Origin of the sequence: Mucilaginibacter sp. OK268 (assembly GCF_900103125.1) — a bacterium.
Classification (GTDB): Bacteria; Bacteroidota; Bacteroidia; order Sphingobacteriales; family Sphingobacteriaceae; genus Mucilaginibacter.
Map to the genome: position 1 here is coordinate 49,076 of NZ_FNJV01000006.1, position 16,834 is coordinate 65,909.

At 41.2% G+C, this 16,834-nt stretch carries 18 protein-coding genes; 14 read left to right on the plus strand and 4 right to left on the minus strand.

All coding sequences use genetic code 11. The features are described 5' to 3' along the window. Positions 1-70: 70 nt before the first annotated feature. The 11 genes from BLR84_RS18650 to BLR84_RS18700 all read left to right on the plus strand — a co-directional run bounded on the left by BLR84_RS18650 (position 71) and on the right by BLR84_RS18700 (position 7,635). Positions 71-1,132 carry a COX15/CtaA family protein gene (locus BLR84_RS18650; protein WP_090471160.1) on the plus strand — a complete coding sequence of 354 codons (1,062 nt, stop codon included), beginning with the start codon at positions 71-73 and terminating at the stop codon, positions 1,130-1,132. Beyond that, positions 1,129-1,992: a heme o synthase gene (gene cyoE, locus BLR84_RS18655; protein WP_369829187.1), complete on the plus strand. Its 864-nt coding sequence runs from the start codon at positions 1,129-1,131 to the stop codon at positions 1,990-1,992. Before BLR84_RS18650 ends, cyoE begins: the two co-directional genes overlap by 4 nt. Next, positions 1,989-2,573, plus strand: a complete 585-nt coding sequence (locus BLR84_RS18660; RefSeq protein ID WP_255366984.1) for a cytochrome c oxidase subunit 3 — start codon at positions 1,989-1,991, stop codon at positions 2,571-2,573. Before cyoE ends, BLR84_RS18660 begins: the two co-directional genes overlap by 4 nt. Before the next feature lie 21 nt (positions 2,574-2,594). Further along, entirely contained in the window at positions 2,595-3,320 is a 726-nt protein-coding gene (locus BLR84_RS18665) for a cytochrome c oxidase subunit 3 (RefSeq protein WP_090471162.1), read from the plus strand. 11 nt (positions 3,321-3,331) lie between these two features. Continuing rightward, complete coding sequence (locus BLR84_RS18670) at positions 3,332-3,676, plus strand: cytochrome C oxidase subunit IV family protein (RefSeq protein WP_090471712.1); 345 nt, start codon at positions 3,332-3,334, stop codon at positions 3,674-3,676. Continuing rightward, the gene (locus BLR84_RS18675; RefSeq protein ID WP_090471164.1) at positions 3,676-4,371 is read left to right on the plus strand and encodes an SCO family protein; all 696 of its coding nucleotides are present in this window, start codon (positions 3,676-3,678) and stop codon (positions 4,369-4,371) included. The genes BLR84_RS18670 and BLR84_RS18675 overlap by 1 nt, the downstream gene beginning before the upstream one ends. Before the next feature lie 139 nt (positions 4,372-4,510). Then, positions 4,511-5,086: a DUF420 domain-containing protein gene (locus tag BLR84_RS18680; RefSeq protein WP_090471166.1), complete on the plus strand. Its 576-nt coding sequence runs from the start codon at positions 4,511-4,513 to the stop codon at positions 5,084-5,086. A 184-nt stretch (positions 5,087-5,270) separates the two neighbouring features. Next, a complete protein-coding gene (locus tag BLR84_RS18685; protein WP_090471168.1) occupies positions 5,271-5,549 on the plus strand; it encodes a hypothetical protein in 279 nt (92 codons plus the stop codon). Between the two features lie 135 nt (positions 5,550-5,684). Further along, positions 5,685-6,089 carry a DUF983 domain-containing protein gene (locus tag BLR84_RS18690; RefSeq protein ID WP_090471714.1) on the plus strand — a complete coding sequence of 135 codons (405 nt, stop codon included), beginning with the start codon at positions 5,685-5,687 and terminating at the stop codon, positions 6,087-6,089. Further along, on the plus strand, positions 6,067-6,732 hold the full coding sequence (locus tag BLR84_RS18695; protein WP_090471170.1) for a DUF2461 domain-containing protein: 666 nt from the start codon (positions 6,067-6,069) through the stop codon (positions 6,730-6,732). Before BLR84_RS18690 ends, BLR84_RS18695 begins: the two co-directional genes overlap by 23 nt. A 93-nt stretch (positions 6,733-6,825) precedes the next feature. Next, positions 6,826-7,635 (plus strand): OmpA/MotB family protein, encoded by an 810-nt coding sequence (locus BLR84_RS18700; protein ID WP_090471172.1) that lies wholly within the window; start codon positions 6,826-6,828, stop codon positions 7,633-7,635. 445 nt (positions 7,636-8,080) lie between these two features. Here the strand turns inward: BLR84_RS18700 and BLR84_RS18705 are convergent, their stop codons facing one another. Together BLR84_RS18705 and BLR84_RS18710 are read right to left on the minus strand one after the other, a co-directional pair. Then, entirely contained in the window at positions 8,081-8,383 is a 303-nt protein-coding gene (locus BLR84_RS18705; protein WP_090471174.1) for a DUF4286 family protein, read from the minus strand. A gap of 353 nt (positions 8,384-8,736) precedes the next feature. Further along, positions 8,737-10,542: a tetratricopeptide repeat protein gene (locus tag BLR84_RS18710; RefSeq protein ID WP_090471176.1), complete on the minus strand. Its 1,806-nt coding sequence runs from the start codon at positions 10,540-10,542 to the stop codon at positions 8,737-8,739. A 267-nt stretch (positions 10,543-10,809) separates the two neighbouring features. Between BLR84_RS18710 and BLR84_RS18715 the strand changes: the two genes are divergently transcribed. Genes BLR84_RS18715 through BLR84_RS18725 form a run of 3 tightly spaced genes read left to right on the plus strand, consistent with a single transcriptional unit; the run spans position 10,810 to position 14,942 of the window. After that, the gene (locus tag BLR84_RS18715) at positions 10,810-12,594 is read left to right on the plus strand and encodes an alpha/beta hydrolase family protein (protein WP_176852101.1); all 1,785 of its coding nucleotides are present in this window, start codon (positions 10,810-10,812) and stop codon (positions 12,592-12,594) included. Between the two features lie 8 nt (positions 12,595-12,602). Further along, entirely contained in the window at positions 12,603-14,246 is a 1,644-nt protein-coding gene (locus tag BLR84_RS18720; protein ID WP_090471181.1) for a sensor histidine kinase, read from the plus strand. 3 nt (positions 14,247-14,249) lie between these two features. Beyond that, positions 14,250-14,942 carry a response regulator transcription factor gene (locus tag BLR84_RS18725; RefSeq protein WP_090471183.1) on the plus strand — a complete coding sequence of 231 codons (693 nt, stop codon included), beginning with the start codon at positions 14,250-14,252 and terminating at the stop codon, positions 14,940-14,942. A gap of 363 nt (positions 14,943-15,305) precedes the next feature. Here the strand turns inward: BLR84_RS18725 and BLR84_RS18730 are convergent, their stop codons facing one another. Next, positions 15,306-15,929: a class I SAM-dependent methyltransferase gene (locus BLR84_RS18730; RefSeq protein ID WP_090471185.1), complete on the minus strand. Its 624-nt coding sequence runs from the start codon at positions 15,927-15,929 to the stop codon at positions 15,306-15,308. A gap of 4 nt (positions 15,930-15,933) precedes the next feature. After that, a complete protein-coding gene (locus BLR84_RS18735; RefSeq protein WP_176852102.1) occupies positions 15,934-16,818 on the minus strand; it encodes a UbiA family prenyltransferase in 885 nt (294 codons plus the stop codon). Between the last annotated feature and the right edge of the window lie 16 nt (positions 16,819-16,834).

The following is a 16,834-nucleotide window of genomic DNA, read 5'->3' on the forward strand; positions in this document are numbered from 1 at the left end:
TGAGTGGTGAGTAAGTTCTCGGTTAGAAAACTTATAACTCACTGCTCATTGTTCACCACTCATCATTTCAATGAGCATATCCGCATCAAAAATCCGGTTCCAGAAAGTCACTCTCATAACAATAATCATACTTTTTGTTTTGATACTGGCCGGTGGAGTTGTGCGTAGCTCAGGCTCAGGAATGGGTTGCCCCGACTGGCCAAAATGCTTCGGAAGATATATCCCGCCCACCAGCAGTGCCGATCTGCCAAAGGATTACAAGCAGAAATATGTAGACCAGCGTTTAGCCAAAAATCAGCGCTTTGCCAAAACATTGGACGTATTTGGTTACAGTGATCTGGCTAAAAGGATCCGTGAAGACAGGTCTATCCTGGTTCCCGAAGAATTTAATGCCGAAAAAACCTGGACAGAATATATCAACCGCCTTATTGGTGCAATATCTGGCTTATTTCTATTTTTATCGGCTGTATATGCTTTCAGTTACTGGAGCAGCAGCAAGCGGATAGCTCTTTTAAGCCTGTTTAATTTTGTGCTGGTAGGCTTTCAGGCATGGTTAGGCTCCATCGTGGTATCAACCAATTTGGTAGCCTGGATAGTTACCGTACATATGCTGCTGGCACTAGCCATATTAGCCATATTGATATATACTTATCATAGGGCTAAAGTGTTGGATAATGCTAAATTGAATACCGGTACACTAGTGTACATTATTACGATCCTTGCTTTGCTTGCCAGTATTTTCCAGATAGCTTTTGGTACGGAGGTACGCGAAGAAATTGATGCTGTGGCTACTCATTTTCAAGGTGGATACCGTAATAACTGGATCAGCAGTGTGGGCGAGATATTTACACATCACCGCGATATGGCCATACTGGTGTTGGTGCTCAACATCATGCTGTATGCTTTAATACGCAAAAACTTTGGTCGTCATTCTGTACATCAGCAATTGATGAGCTTTACTTTTTTAATGATCATGCTGCAGATAGTAACCGGTATATTATTATCATACTGGGCCTTGCCTCCAGCAGCACAGGCCTCGCACATTGTGTTGGCGAGCCTTATTTTTGGGGCACAGTTTTATTTGCTTTTAAATTTATACAAACCGGTTAGTGTTAGGGGGATAAGCAAATGAACATGAAAGATTTTTCAAAGCTGATCAAAACGCGACTCACCTTTCTGGTGGTGTTTTCGGCTTCTATATCCTTTTTAATAGGAAGTAAAGTTAACGGTCATATCGACTGGCTAAACTGGGTAAAACTCATAGTAGGCGGCTTTTTGGTAACAGCTGCAGCAAATAGCTTTAATGAGATCATCGAGAAGGATCTGGATAAGCTCATGAAACGTACGATGGATCGTCCAATCCCTTCGGGGAAGATGAATACCGGTCAGGCGCTTGTTCTGGGTTTGGGTATGGGTATGGCGGGCACCTATTTATTGGGTAGCCTTAACCTGCTAACAGGCCTGCTATCCGTATTTTCGATCTTATTATACGCTTTCGCTTATACACCGTTAAAACGTAAATCGCCAGTAGCGGTATTTGTTGGCGCAATACCGGGCGCATTGCCTCCGCTTATTGGCTATGTAGCTGCTCACGAAAGGATTGACGAGATCGCTCTGATCCTGTTCGCTATACAGTTTGTATGGCAGTTCCCGCATTTTTGGGCTATTGCCTGGGTACTGGATGATGATTACAAACTGGCCGGCTTCAGGCTATTGCCAACCGGCAATCGTAATGCAGGAAGTGCCGTAATTACCTTTATATTTACACTGATATTACTGCCAGTAAGTTTATTGCCAACCATTTACGGTTACGGTGGTTATTATGTAGGCGGTGTATCCTTAGTTTGCAGTTTAATATTCTTATACCAGGCTTTTGGCCTGTTACGCGCACAGTCGATAGAGACGGCCCGCAAATTAATGTTCGGCTCCTTTATGTATTTGCCTGTAGTGCAGTTAATGTTTTTATTTGATTTTATAGGAAAAGTGAAATGATGGCTCAGATTCAAAAAGATAACGACAGGCTTGATCTGGCTCCCAAAAAATTCAACATGTGGATATTTATATTCACCTCGTTTATGTTTTTTGCGGCTTTAACCAGTGGGTTTATCGTTTATAGTGGTGGAAAGGGGCATGGCCTTAATGTAATTATGCCCGATGCTTTTAAATACAGCACCGCCGTAATTATCATCAGCAGTATTACCTTGCTTTTGGCCTCCAAGGCGGCCAAGCAATTACAGTTTGCCAAACAGCGCATGTTTTTATGGCTTACGTTTGTGCTGGGCGTAGCGTTTTTTGCTATACAGGTTTATGCCTGGTATGTATTAACCTACAAAATGAATGTGTATCTTACAGATCCAAACGCGTCCCGCTCATTTGTTTATATATTTACAGGGATGCACTTATTACACATAATTGCAGCTATATTGTTACTATTGAATACCCTTGCAGGTACATATAAGAACATTCCGCAGGTGCGAAACCTGTTTAAAATGGAAATGACCTCTATTTTTTGGCATTTTCTCGGAATTATATGGATTTATCTGTATGTTTTTTTACTTTTGAACCAAAATTAATACACCCATATTTAAGTACAAATGAGTACAGCAGTATCACAAATTGATGAAATAAAAACAACTCCATGGTCTGGAGGGAGATCACCCTTCAATGTGGAGTACGGAAAAATAATGATGTGGTTCTTCCTCCTTTCGGATGCGTTTACCTTTTCGTCATTATTGATTTCTTATGGTGCATTACGTTTCAGCGCAAGCGTATGGCCGGCGGCTGATAAGGTTTTCCAATCGGTACCATTTTTATACGATAGCGGTAAACCCCTGGTTTTCGTAGGTATCATGACGTTTATCCTGATCCTGAGCTCTGTTACCATGGTATTAGCTGTGGAAGCTGGGCACCGTAATTCAAAAAAAGAGGTAATAACCTGGATGATACTAACAGTTCTTGGCGGTTTTGCATTTCTTAGTTGCCAGGCATTAGAGTGGAGCCACTTACACCACGAAGGTTTCTGGTGGGGAAGCACGCCAAGCTTACATGCGTTAAAGGAGTTTTTTGCTGAGGGTACAGGTACCGATGTAACGCGTCATTTAACCGCGCAGGAATTTGCTAACTTATTCTTTACCATCACTGGTTTCCATGGTTTTCACGTATTTACTGGGGTCGTCATTAATATCATCATTACCGTTAACGTACTGTTGGGGACTTACGAAAAACGTGGCAGCTATTTAATGGTTGAAAAAGTAGGCCTTTACTGGCACTTTGTAGACCTGGTATGGGTATTCGTATTTACATTCTTTTACTTAGTATAAAAATATTATATATGTCAGCAGAATCACAAGAAGTTCACCACGAAGAAGGTGATCATCAAACAATGACCAAAAAGCGGATTTGGAAAATAGCTCTTTATTTGTCAATTATTACTGCAATTGAGTTTACGATAGCGTTAGCGATAATACCTGGCCATCCGGAATATTTAAAATACGCAAACCCAGCGTACATTCTTTTAACGCTGGTTAAAGCATTCTATATTGTGGCTTTCTTCATGCACTTAAAATTCGAAAAAGTGGGTTTAGCGCTATCTATCATTGTGCCGATACTATTCATTATAGGTTTGATCCTGGTATTGACTAACGAAAGCCATCACTGGATTACACTGAGGCAATAATGGCCGCAATAGCGAAAAAAATTGTAATCCTGGTGCTCATATTAGCAGTGCCAGGATTTTTGTATTATTTACTCACCGCTAAAGGTAAAAACAGGTATAAGCCATTGGCTATTTACGGCCAAAAAATAGTGGCCAAAACCGGGCACAAGTTTCACGGTAAATATATACCCGATACTATCTATCATCAGCTGCCTGCTTTTAAGCTTACCGCGCAAGATGGTAAACCGGTGAGCGATTCAACTTTTAAGGGTAAAATAATGGTGACCGGATTTTTTTATACCCATTGCCCCGCGGTGTGCAGCACCATTAACCGTAACATGAGTTATTTGGTGGATACTTACCGCAAAAACAAGATGGTGTATTTTACATCTATCACGGTTGATCCGCAACGCGATTCGGTATCGGTATTGAAAAAATACGCCGACAGCTTTAAGCCGGCCTCCAACCGTTGGTTGTTTTTAACCGGTGATACTAGCTCTATCTATAGTCTGGCACGCAAGGGTTTCCTGGTTAATGCCATAAAGGAGAGTGACGACGATTTTATTTACAGCGATAACCTGGTACTGATTGATTCCGAAAAACGCATCCGCGGCTATTACAAAGGCGCTAATACCAATGATATCAATCGCCTTACCGACGAGATCAAAGTACTAATTGCCGAGGAATTGCGTAAAGTGGATAAACCGTTGTATTGATTTGGGATTTCGGAATTTCGATTTTTCACTTTTGTTTACACTCAACGGTGTTCAAGAGAGCTTCGCTGTTTCGGATTTAGAGTTTAGAATTTCGGACTTCGGGTTTAGAGTTTAGAATTTAGAGTTTAGAATTTACAATATGTCTGATAAATTTATATTTCGTTTTGTGACGGTTATTACCATAGTAGTGATAGGGCTGGTAATTTTGCTCAACAGGCACTTGATACCAGGGCCAGCTGTCGCGCCATCATTTACACCTTATTTGCCTATGCTTAATGCCATATTGAATGGTACCTGTACCATACTGTTACTGGTGTCGCTATACTTTATCAGGCAGGGCAATATCAAGGTGCATAAAAATCTGAATATCCTTACTTTTAGCTTATCGGCATTGTTCCTGGTATCGTACGTGCTGTTTCATTACCTTATGCGTAACGAGATCTTATACGGTGATATCAATGGCGATGGCTTGCTGTCCGATTCAGAACGGGCCGCAGCGGGTGGCATGCGTACTTTGTACCTGTGTATCCTTACCCCGCACATTATACTGGCGGCAGGTGTATTGCCGCTTATTTTGCTCAGCTTTCACCGCGGCTTGCAAATGCAGGTGGCCAAACACAAAAAGCTGGTACGCTGGACATTCCCGATATGGCTTTACGTAACCGCATCCGGCGTTATTGTTTATTTAATGATACGGCCTTATTATCATTTTTGATTGGATAGTATCAAGTAGTTAGTATCAAGTATCAAGACAGGAGATACGCAATTTTAAACATTGTGCATAAGGAAAAGATGAAAATATCAATACGCTAAAGTAAAAAGTCTTGATACTTGATACTAACTACTTGATACTGATAAACCACTTGCTACGACATTAATAATTAGTTAAATTTGCCCATATGAAAACAGGTTTTAAGATTATATTATTTGTATTTGCCCTGGGCCTTATGGTTTGTAGCAGGCAACCTGTAAAAGCCCAATGCGCACAATGCGCCGCCACGGTTGAAACCAATGCCAAAAGTGGTGGCAATGCCGCCAAGGGTTTAAACAATGGTATTTTGTTTTTATTAGGGGCTCCTTACCTTGTAGTAGCTGTTGCGGGTTATATCTGGTACAAAAACTATCGCCGTAAAAACGTTGATTTGAACATCCGTAAGGAAAAACTGCACCTTAATTAAAAATCTTTAACAGGTTGTACGTTTGACGTGATACGTTTTACCTACAACATTGAATATTATGTTCTAGAAAACGCAAAATACTGCGCTACCAAAAAACGTACTACGTATCACGTACAACGTAAAACACAAATCATCATGCCGCCAACTCCCAAGTCATGGGCTATGCTTCACTGTAAATGTCCGCGTTGCCGCAGGGGGGATATGTTCCAGGGAGGTGCTTATAGCTTTTCTAATAAAATAAACCTCAATTGTCCGCATTGTAATTTATACTTTGAAATTGAGCCGGGGTATTTTTATGCCGCCATGTATGTAAGCTATGCCTTAAATGTTGGCGAAGCGCTGGGCCTGGCCTGGCTCACCTTTGTAATCACCCATAATGCCGATTCGCCCTGGTTGTATCTAAGTGTCATAATTTTGGGATGCTTTGCATTGGCTCCTATAAATTTCAGATATTCGCGGGTACTATTGTTATATTGGTTATCACCAAAAATACATTACCAGCCATATTTAGATACCGATGATAAACCAGGAAAGTCTTGAATTTTTAAAGGATCTCGCAACAAACAATAACCGGGAATGGTTTTCAGAGAACAAAGGGCGATATGAAAAAGCCCGTGAAAATGTAATTGAGTTTACCGTTGAGCTCCTGGGCGAAATGCACCAGGTAGACCCGGCCATAGACGAGACGCTCGACCCCAAAAAATGCGTAATGCGTATTTATCGCGACATCCGTTTCCGGAAAGATAAAACACCTTATAAGATCAACTTTGGCATCAGTCTGCCTACACAAGGTACAAAGCTGGGCGGAGCCGAATATTATTTACAGATACAGCCCGGCGGTAACTCCTTTATTGCCGGAGGCTACTGGATGCCCGACGCCGCTCATTTAAAATCCATACGCCAGGAAATTGATTACAACGCGCATGATCTGAAACAGATCATCGATGCCCCTGAATTCATCAAGCTATTTGGCGATTTCAGTGCGCAGGAGCAATTAAAAACCGTTCCGCAAGGATACAGTCCCGATAATGAAAATATCGACCTGCTGAAGCTTAAAAGTTTTATAGCCTGGCATAAGATAAGTGATAAAGATATCGTTAAAAAGAACGCGGCGGCGCAAATTGCCCAGGACTGCAAGCTCATCTATCCGCTCAACGTATTTTTAAGGAATGCGATGGCGTAGTTGTTTTTTTAAATTCTAAATACTAAGCTCTAAATCCTAAATTAGGATAAATCCGAATTTGAACATCCGAAATCCGAAATAAAAATAATCACAATGAAGATCACCTACTACCTGTTGGCCCTGGCCCTGAGTCTTACCTTTTACTCCTCCTGTAAGATCATGTCGCCAAAGGCTTACAAAGCATTGATTGCCGAGCGCGATTCTTTAACCACCCGTACCGAAACACTGGAAACCCAGGTTTTTCAGCTCAAGGCCGATACTATGCGCCTGCACCGTGAACTGGCCAATTTGAGTAACAACAACACCGCTTTGAACAGCAACCTGAACACCAGCTCGTCAAAATTAAAACGCCTGGCAGCCGATCTGGAAAAACGCGAGGCCCGTTTAAAAGAGGTAGAAGATATTTTGCGTAAACGCGATGAAGCTGCCAACGCGCTCAAAAATAAATTGCAGCAGGCCTTGCTGGGCTTTCAGCAGAGTGGCTTAACGGTTGATATCCGCAATGGTAAAGTGTATGTGTCGCTGGCCGACAAGCTGCTATTCCCATCGGGTAGTATAGTTATTGATGATAAAGGTAAGGCTGCCCTGAAACAACTGGCCGTAGTGCTGAACAAAGAGCCGGATATTAACATGGCCATTGAAGGGCATACCGATGATAAAAAGGTAATTAACCTGGGCCAGATCAAGGATAACTGGGACCTGAGCGTATTGCGTGCCACCTCGGTTACCCGTTACCTGACTGAAGTTGAAAAAGTTGATCCGCACCGTTTAACAGCTACAGGAAAAAGCGAGTTCCAACCTATCGATCCGGCTCCAACCAACGAGGCCCGTGCCAAAAACCGTCGAATCGAAATTGTGCTCACCCCACGATTGGATGAATTGTATAATCTGATTACCAAATAATCCCCTAACCCCCTGAAGGGGGAATAAGAGTTAAAAGTCTTGATCAAAAAACGGGTAGGTGTCACCCTGAGCTCCGTCGAAGGGTAGAGCGCATAGGCCTGCCCACCATGCTTCGACGGAGCTCAGCATGACACCCTTTTCTAAAAGGATTTCGGCTTGCAACTGCCACGAAAATTGCGTATATTTATAAAACAAAACAGCCCGGCGCTCCTGAAACAGGAACGCCGGGCTGTTTTGTTAAGGGGATAAGCACCCCAAAAACCGGCCGTTTGGTAGGTAGTTATTTGATAATCAATAAATTAATACTTTTTAAAGTTTTAAAAACACGTTAAAACCATGCTAAAATTTGTTAAAAAGTGTTAAAATGAGTGCTTTTTTATGATTTTTGACCCGTTTTTGCCCTGTTTAAGCCAGAAAAGTGTTAAAATTTAAGGTTTAAAAAGTTTTATTCCACCTCTTTCATCAAGGTATTGAACATCACAAACTTTTCATCAAACTGCTGCTGATGGATAGCCTGGAACTTGTGCAGGTGGTTCATATAATATTGCTGAAACTGCTCGATGTTATCGGCATTGTACTGGATGCAATAGGTAACCCCTTCGTTGGGCGAATCAATAACCGTTAGTATCTTATAGGATTGGAAACAGCCCGTAGCCATTATAGCGGGTATGTGAACAGTCTTGATCCAGTTAAGCCACTCATCGTGAATGGTTTCTTCAATTATTATGGTGTCGTTGTATACAATCATGGTGCTGCAAAAGTAATTAATTAGTTCATTGGTTCAATGTTCATTAGTTGAACGCGTCCTGCCCGATGAACCATTTAACGTGAGCCCTGGATAAGCAGTTCAGGTTATTTAAAGGCTCCCTGAATACTTTGCTTAAAGCTGATCAATGTAAACCCCATTATTTATGGTTTACACTGTAAACCGTTTTTTTTGATATAAAATAAGCTAATTAATTGATTATCAGTAATTTGAAATGATGTAAACCATAAAAAGTGTAAACCATGTAAACCCAATTTTAACATAACGGACATCGGGATCAGGCTTGCATTTCTTATCCCGAACTCACGTTATTTACCAATAAACCAATGAACCACTCAGGAATCCGCCTTATCGCCCCGCAACAGTCTGAAACGTTTGCGAGCCTCATTGATCCATAGGCTGCCGGGGTAGTTTTTAACGATCTTCTCGTACCAGATTTTGGCGCTGGCTTTGTCGTCGAGGCGGTTCTCATAGATATCACCCAGCATAAAAACGGCGTCATCGGCCCACAGGTCATTCGGATGGTCATCGGCTATTTTTTTTAGAAGGGGTACGGCAGCAGCATAATTCTTCTGCTGTATCAATATCCTTGATTTTGACATCAGGATATCATCGCTCAGGCTGTTGTTCGGGAACTTTTTGTCGATACTGTCCAGGGTCATCACGGCCTTGTCAGGCTGTTCTGCAAATATCAGCAGATCAGCCCGGGCATATATTTTCAGGGCGTTGCCTACACTGTCGGTTGCCGTATTATCGTCAATCAGCAGCTGTAAATTAAGGGCATCGTTGGCAATTAATTGCGATGTGGCGGCTTTTAATACATTAAGCTGGCCTTTGGCCCAGGTGAAATCGCCGGTGTAGTAAGCCAGTTTGGCGTTCCTGAATTTGGCATCCTGGTTAATATCGGTATTAGGGAAATCTTTTTCAACCTGACTGTACAACAAGGTTGCTTCCCAGGGCTGCTTATTGATCAGGTATACATCGCCCAGGTCAAGCTTGCACGAAGCCAGCAACTCGGGCCTGATGTTGGGGATATTTGTTGCGTCCTCGAGCAGTTTTTGAGCTTCGTTAAGTTTATGTAGTTTAAAGGCCTGGAGGTTAGCCAGTTTCTGCATGGCAAAAACGGTGCTGTTATTACGACCGAACTCAGTAAGCAGGTCGGTATAATCCTGCTCCAGGCCGGTTAGATCGGCTGGTAGGTATTTGCCCGAGGTTACTTTTAAATTTTTAGTGTTGATGAGCTCAATTTTAGCGGGAATGTACATGGGCGATGTTTTACCCTTGCTAATGATATACTCATACCCACGAATCGCGGCATCATAAGCTTCGTTGGAGTTGAGGGTACGGCAAAGCTCAAAAATGTTGGTGCCATCGTCATTTTGCCTGCGGCTTAAAGCCAGGGCCTGGTTCAGCGCCTGGTCGAACTCCTTTTGTTGCATAAATTGCCAGGTAAGCAGCTCGGCATATATCGTTTGCTGCGGGTCTTTTTGGATGCGTCGCAGCAGGTTCGATTTCAGCATATTATAATCGGGATCACCCTCATAAATGGTCGAGAACGCGTTTTCGGCCTGGGAAATAAAATTAGGGTTTGCCGGTAAAAAGTTCAGGTATTCTTCGGTAAGGTTTACCTTATCCCTTTTAAAACGGTAAAGATTGATGAGTTCATAGGTAAAGGCCTCATTACTGTTGAGCGTTTTACGGCCCTGCTGAAATATTTTGATAGCATAATCCAGGTTAGAACTCTGGTAAAACTGACCGGCCAGCATCGCTATTTCATTGCGATCAGGGGGTAAATTCTTGATCAGGTCGTCATAGATGGCGTCGGCCTTACTTAGGTTACCTTGCTGGGTATAAACTGTGCCCAGTGTAATTTGGTACTGATTTTCGTTAGGATGTTTACGTACCAGCTTTTTTACCACGCTTTCGGCCTCATCAAATTTTTTGAGGCTGAGCAGGGTGTTCACGTAGTAGGAGTAATAACCTTCGTTGTTCTGTTTGTATAATTTCTGGTATATTTCCAGGGCTTTTTGAGGTTCGCCATTGGTGGCGTATTGTTTGGCTAACTGCAGGTCATTATCCTGTGCAAAAAGCCGGGTAGCCATCACCAAAACAATAATAACAGTATTTATTAAAGCCCTCATCTGCTCAAAAATAGTCAATTAATAATTACCACGTTTCGGGGAATTTATTTTAATATTATATAACGTTACAGGTGGGTAAAATTGTAGTGACATTTTGATAACATTAAGTTATTTAGCTAATTTGACCAGAATAATAAAATTGGGGTGATTACCATGTTGGGTCGAGTAAGACATTTACTGTTAATTGTTTTTGTACTAACCTTATATTCCTGCAAGAATAAAGTAAGGCCAATTCCTATTGCCGATTTTTTTAAGGCTCCGGAAAAGATGTTTTATAAACTATCGCCTGATGGTAAGTATATATCTTATCTAAAGTCATATAAAGAGAAGAGGAATCTTTTTGTACAATCATTGAGTGATGGTAAAGAGCATATGGTGACCTCTTTTGATGATTTTTCTGTACGTCCTGATTATTTCTGGACTTATAATGATCAATTGGTTTTTAGCCATGAAGCGATTGATTTTGACAGTTTGGAGATGTATGCCATTGACGTGGAATCCCTTAAGCTCCGTACTGTGTTGACCTTGAAAAGGGTAAAGGTGGCCATGCTTAATCGCAGTAAGAGTGAACCCGACATGATCACTATCAAAATGAACAAGCGCGACCCCGCGAATTTTGACATCTACCGTCTCAATATAAAAACAGGTGAACTTAAGCCTTATCTTATCAATCCGGGTAATATAACGGAGTGGTTTCCGGATGCTGATGGTAAAATACGTTTGGTTAAATCATCAGACGGTGTAAATGAAACCATCTCCTACCGAACCGGGGACGATGCGCCTTTTAAGCCTATTATTGAAAATAACTTTAAAAATTCGGTAAAGCCAATTGCGTTTACGGGGGTGAAAAACTATTTCTACGCCCTATCGAACGTTAACCGCGACAAAATGGCCCTGGTTGAGATCAATGCCGAAGACGGTAAAGAGCAAAAAACTATTTTTAGCTGTAACAGGGCTGATATATTGAATGTAGAATATTCCAGGAACAGGCACCGGGCTGAGTTTGCCTCATGGGAGGATTCCATACCGCATAAACACTTTCTGATACCCGCTATTGAGCAAATATATAAGAACCTGCTACAGCGACCCGAGCTGAAAGGAAATGAAATAAGGGTAATGGATCGGGATAGCGCCGAAAACAAATTTATCCTGAATACTTATACAGATCGCAATCCCGGCTCCTTTTATCTGTACGAAAAAAGTACGGATAAGCTAACCAAACTGGGTGATGTTAACCCGGCTTTAACACCCGACAAGCTTTGTGCCATGCAGGCTATATCCTACAAAGCGCATGATGGTTTGCTATTAAACGGTTATTTAACATTACCGCAGGGTAGTAAACATACTAATTTGCCTGTAGTAGTGATACCACATGACGAGCTTTGGCGTAACCGGGATTCCTGGGGATATGATGAGCGCGTACAGTTTTTAGCTAACCGGGGATATGCTGTTTTCCAGGTAAATTATCGTGGTTCAACCGGATATGGTAAAGCTTTCAGGAGTGCCGGATTTAAGCAGGTGGGCGGTAAAATACAGGATGATATAACCGATGGCGTACACTGGCTTATAGCGCAAAAGATAGCCAACCCCAAAAAGATAGCCATCTTTGGTAATGGCTTTGGCGGTTTCTCGGCATTGTATGGTATATCATTTCATCCCGAGCTTTATAATTGTGCGGTTGTACAAAACGGGCTCATTAACTTTTTTACTTTTATTAAGGATGCACCGCCATTTTTAAAACCCTATTTAAAAATGATATATGAAATGGTAGGTAATCCCGAAACGGATGCTGATCAACTCAGGGCTATTTCCCCGGTGTTTCATACGGATAAGATAAAAGCACCGTTAATTATTTTCCAGGGAGCCAAAGATCAACGGGCCAACATCAGCGAGCTTAACCAGTTTGTGGGCGAACTACGTAAGCATAATGTTGATGTAAAATATTTTTTAAAACCCAATGAACGGGCTTTTTTCAGAAATGAGCATAACCGCATGGAAATGTACGCCGAGATAGAAAAATTCCTGGATTATAACATGCGGGTTAAACCATAATACCCCTTATGCCTGTACATAAAAATGCTTACCGCAAAAGCTTTTTGCTGATCATCATATTTTTGGTGCTCATATCGGTAACTTTTGTGGTGGCGCTTTTTGTATCCTACAACCTTACGGCAAAATATGTGGAGAATGAGTTTGGTTCAAAAAAAATTGAAGTATTGGAGCAAACTATAAAGCCGTATTATGATTTTTTTCAGAATAAAATACCTGAGATCACCTCGTACCAGGGTTTTTTAGACTCTGCTTCGGCAGCCAAATATGCAGCATCGGTTTTTCATGATTATGCATTTGTAAGAAGTATCGTTTTTTATGACGTACTGATAGGCAGTAAAGCTCCTATCACCATCCGCAGAAACAACCTGGATATATCTGTTAGAGGGATATATCAATATTGGTATAAAAGAGGGAAGGTGTTTGGAGCCAAAAGGATCAGTCCCTCTGATGAGTCTGATTTTAAAGAAATGGCGGTTAAGCTCGATAACTATATCGCTTTTTCTGATACAAGCCGGGTATCCAGCCAGGATGAGTTGTTCAAGACATTTTGGGATGTAAAACCCAATAAGATCACTTACACCAATATATTAAGGCGTGAGGATATCAGAATATACCGTGATCTGCAGCAACGAAATACCGTTAAGGCATCGTACAAACAAAACATGATGACCTTTCATCTCGACCCGTACCGGTTAAAGATAAAAAACACACGCCATGAGCTGTACCAGAGTGTATCTATACAACCTGTTGTTTATGATCCTGTTGATAGCGAAGGTGATAAGTTGATAACCGAAGTTTCGCTCCCTATTTCATTTTCTGATTATAAATTATTTTTTAGCTCAGAGCGGGGTTACCTGGCTAACGAAATTAACCGGCGTTTTATGCCCATAGGCGCGGTGGTGCTATTAATATCGCTTTTTTTAGTACTTATTGGCTGGCTCATATACCGCAATTTGAATGTCAATATCAAGTTGTTTAAGCTGCAATATGACTTTATCAATAATTTCACCCATGAGTTTAAAACGCCGGTAAGCGTTATAAAAATCGCGGGGTCAAATCTGCGCGGTGACGGGGAGCTTACCGAAAGGCAGCGTAAGCATTATGGCAAAATACTGGATGAAGAGGCTGATAAGCTTAATGATCTGATGAATAAGTTGCTGTCATTTACCCAGCTAGAAAATAAATCCATCACCCTTAAAAAGGAAGAGATAGTGGTGGATGATTTTGTAAGCCGGTATACCGAAACGTTTAAAATAAAGTATCCCGACTTTAAATTGAATTGTAAAGTAAACGGTGTTGACACATTTTATACCGATCCGGTGTTGTTAGGTAGTGTATTCCAAAACTTGATCGAAAACGCTTATAAGTATTCCCATCCGCAAAAAAAGGAGCTGAATATAAATATTACGCACAAAAAGGGTGATATTGTATTTTCATTTGTTGACAGGGGCATAGGTATACCTAAAGAGGAGTTAAATAATATATTTAAGAAATTTTACAGGATAGAAAATCAGTATAACCAAAACGGGAGCGTGGGCTTGGGTTTGGCTTTTTGTAAAGAACTGGTTAATTTTATGGATGGCGATATAGTTGTTCATAGTAAAGTTAATGAGGGTTCGGAATTTATAGTTACGCTTCCATATGAAAATTAAAATATGAACAAAGAAATTAAAATTGCGCTGGTTGAAGATGATGAAAACCTGCGTTTTCTGGTGGCAGAACGTTTACAGTCAGAAGGATATAAAGTATTGGAAGCTGATAATGGCGACGATGCCGAACGCATTATACTGGATGAACAACCGGATATTGTATTGCTCGACTGGATGTTGCCAGGTAAGCCAGGATCACAGGTATGCAGCAGCATTAGGGAAAAAGGATATGATAAGCTGATCATTATGATGACTGCAAAAGCCCAGGATGTTGACAAGATAGAGGCTTATAACTTTGGTGTATCCGACTATATTACCAAGCCATTTAATATGGATGTGCTGGTAGCGATGATCGACAATAAGATCAAATTCTCACTCAATAGTGAAAAATCAGAGTCGTATCGTTTTGCCAATATGGAGCATTTACCCAATACGCACTTACTGATCAGGGATAACCGCAAAATTGAACTGACCATATTGGAAAACCGGATATTGCTTTATTTTCTGAAAAATAAGAATAAAGTGATTAACCGCGAAGAGCTGATGATGGAGGTTTGGGGTTACAATGCCGATGTAAATACACGTACCCTGGATATGCACATTGTACGTTTGCGTAAAAAGATCGAAACCAATGCCGATTCACCACAATACCTGCAAACGGTAAGGGGAATAGGGTATAAGTTTGTGTATAACCAGTAAGAGCTCACATTATTTACCCCAGCGTCATTGCGAGGTACGAAGCAATCCCCAATAAGAAGGTCCGCTCTGTATAGCATAGAGATTGCTTCGTACCTCGCAATGACGCGTTTTTTGTTAAAAAGCGGGTTTACATGGTTTACACTTTTTATGGTTTATATTTTTTATATATCTGAAAATGAGATAATTATATTAATTTTTATATCAAAAGTGGGTTTACACTGTAAACCATGTTATTTATTCCTTTGGAGATGGGGGATTTCCAGCCCAATTTTATTGTGCAGGGTACTCTATGAAAGACTCAGAGTGGCTTAAAATGCGAACCGGAGTTTATGTGCGCATAAAAGTGGACTCCTTGTTCCCCCTTTAGGGGCTTCTTCCGTACACGCTTGCCACAATAAAATCATTAAAAAAGGTCTTTTCATCCACCATGGCATAGCTGTTAGCAGTGAAACGTGTCTTTATCCCGGGTAGTTTACTGGCCTCAATACCACAGATCAACCTGAAAAAAACAAACATGCTTTTTAATAAAAGCTGTTGCCACCACCTGCCGGTAAGCTGAAAATCTGCATTAAGCCACAGTCCCAGTGGTTTTAGTAAAGCATGAATATGGTTGAATACTATATGTAGTGTTTGCTCCGTAAAATTATCAAACAGGAAGGAGGTGATCACCACATCAAAATCGGGTGTTAAGGTTACTTGTTCAATGGCACTTTGAATATAAACTACCTCGTTGCTGCCAGTATCTCTTTTTTTTGATAGATCCATCATGGCTGCTGCAATTTCTACATAGGTAATGCATAGACCTGAAGGGTGTATTTTTGTAAGCTCTTCCAATATCCAGCCGGTACCGCCGCCCACAATAAGTACCCGGGAGTCGGGCTCAATAAAACTGAGCAGGTATAATTGCGCGTTTATCAACGCACGACCATATACCAGGCGGGAAAGACCATCATAAAACCAGGCTGAATTGTTGAAGTTAGCCGCCATTGTTCTAATGGCCAAAAAGGAACCGGAATGCCATCAGTATCACATATTGTAATATGAGCACCCCGTCCATATAAAAGAAATAGTAATACTCATCTTTTTCCCAGGCCGATTTAAATATGAGCCAGCCTGTTAAAATAACGGTAGCGGTTAAAGCCCAAAAATCAGTACTAAAGCCATTAGCTCTGAACAGAAATAATAAAACAACATAGCCAGCGAGCAGAACCTGGCAAAACAGGTAGGCGTTTTTTTCACCCCATGCAACCGGGATGGTTTTTAAACCTTGTTTGCGGTCGTCAAATAAGTCGCGGATATCAAAGGGAATGGTGAGGGCGCCGATAAACAGAAAGCGTTTGGCTATCAGGATGGTAATATCGTGCATAGAGATATCATTGGTATGCAGATGTAATATCTCCAATACCGGGAACAGGACGCAACTCAAGGTCCATACCAGCGTGATCAGGAATGGTTTTAAGCCGGGTATGTTACGAAGCCCGAATTTATGATCACCAACCGTGAACAATGGCAGGCCATACGTAAATGATAAGCAAGCCAGAAAAATGAGTAATATTTTTGATTCGGTAGTAATTAAAAAAAACAGGGGTACAAGGGATAGTAAAGACACAATAGTAAAAGTTACCATGAGCCTGTAGTGTGCAAAAAACCAGCGTACCCGTTTATATGGGGATAATTCGGGCTGTTTGGGGCGTGCAATGAGAATGCAAAAATTGTAAATGCCCAGGGTTGATGTAAATAACAATGCTAAAACCGGAAACATCGGTTTTTCACCAACCAGCTGAAAGGTGAGCAGTGCCTGGGCAACAGCGCAAAGCGACATGAAAATATTACTGAAAAGCAGAAAGTCAAAAACAGGTTGAAATATTTTTTTCATTTGTTATGAATGTCCG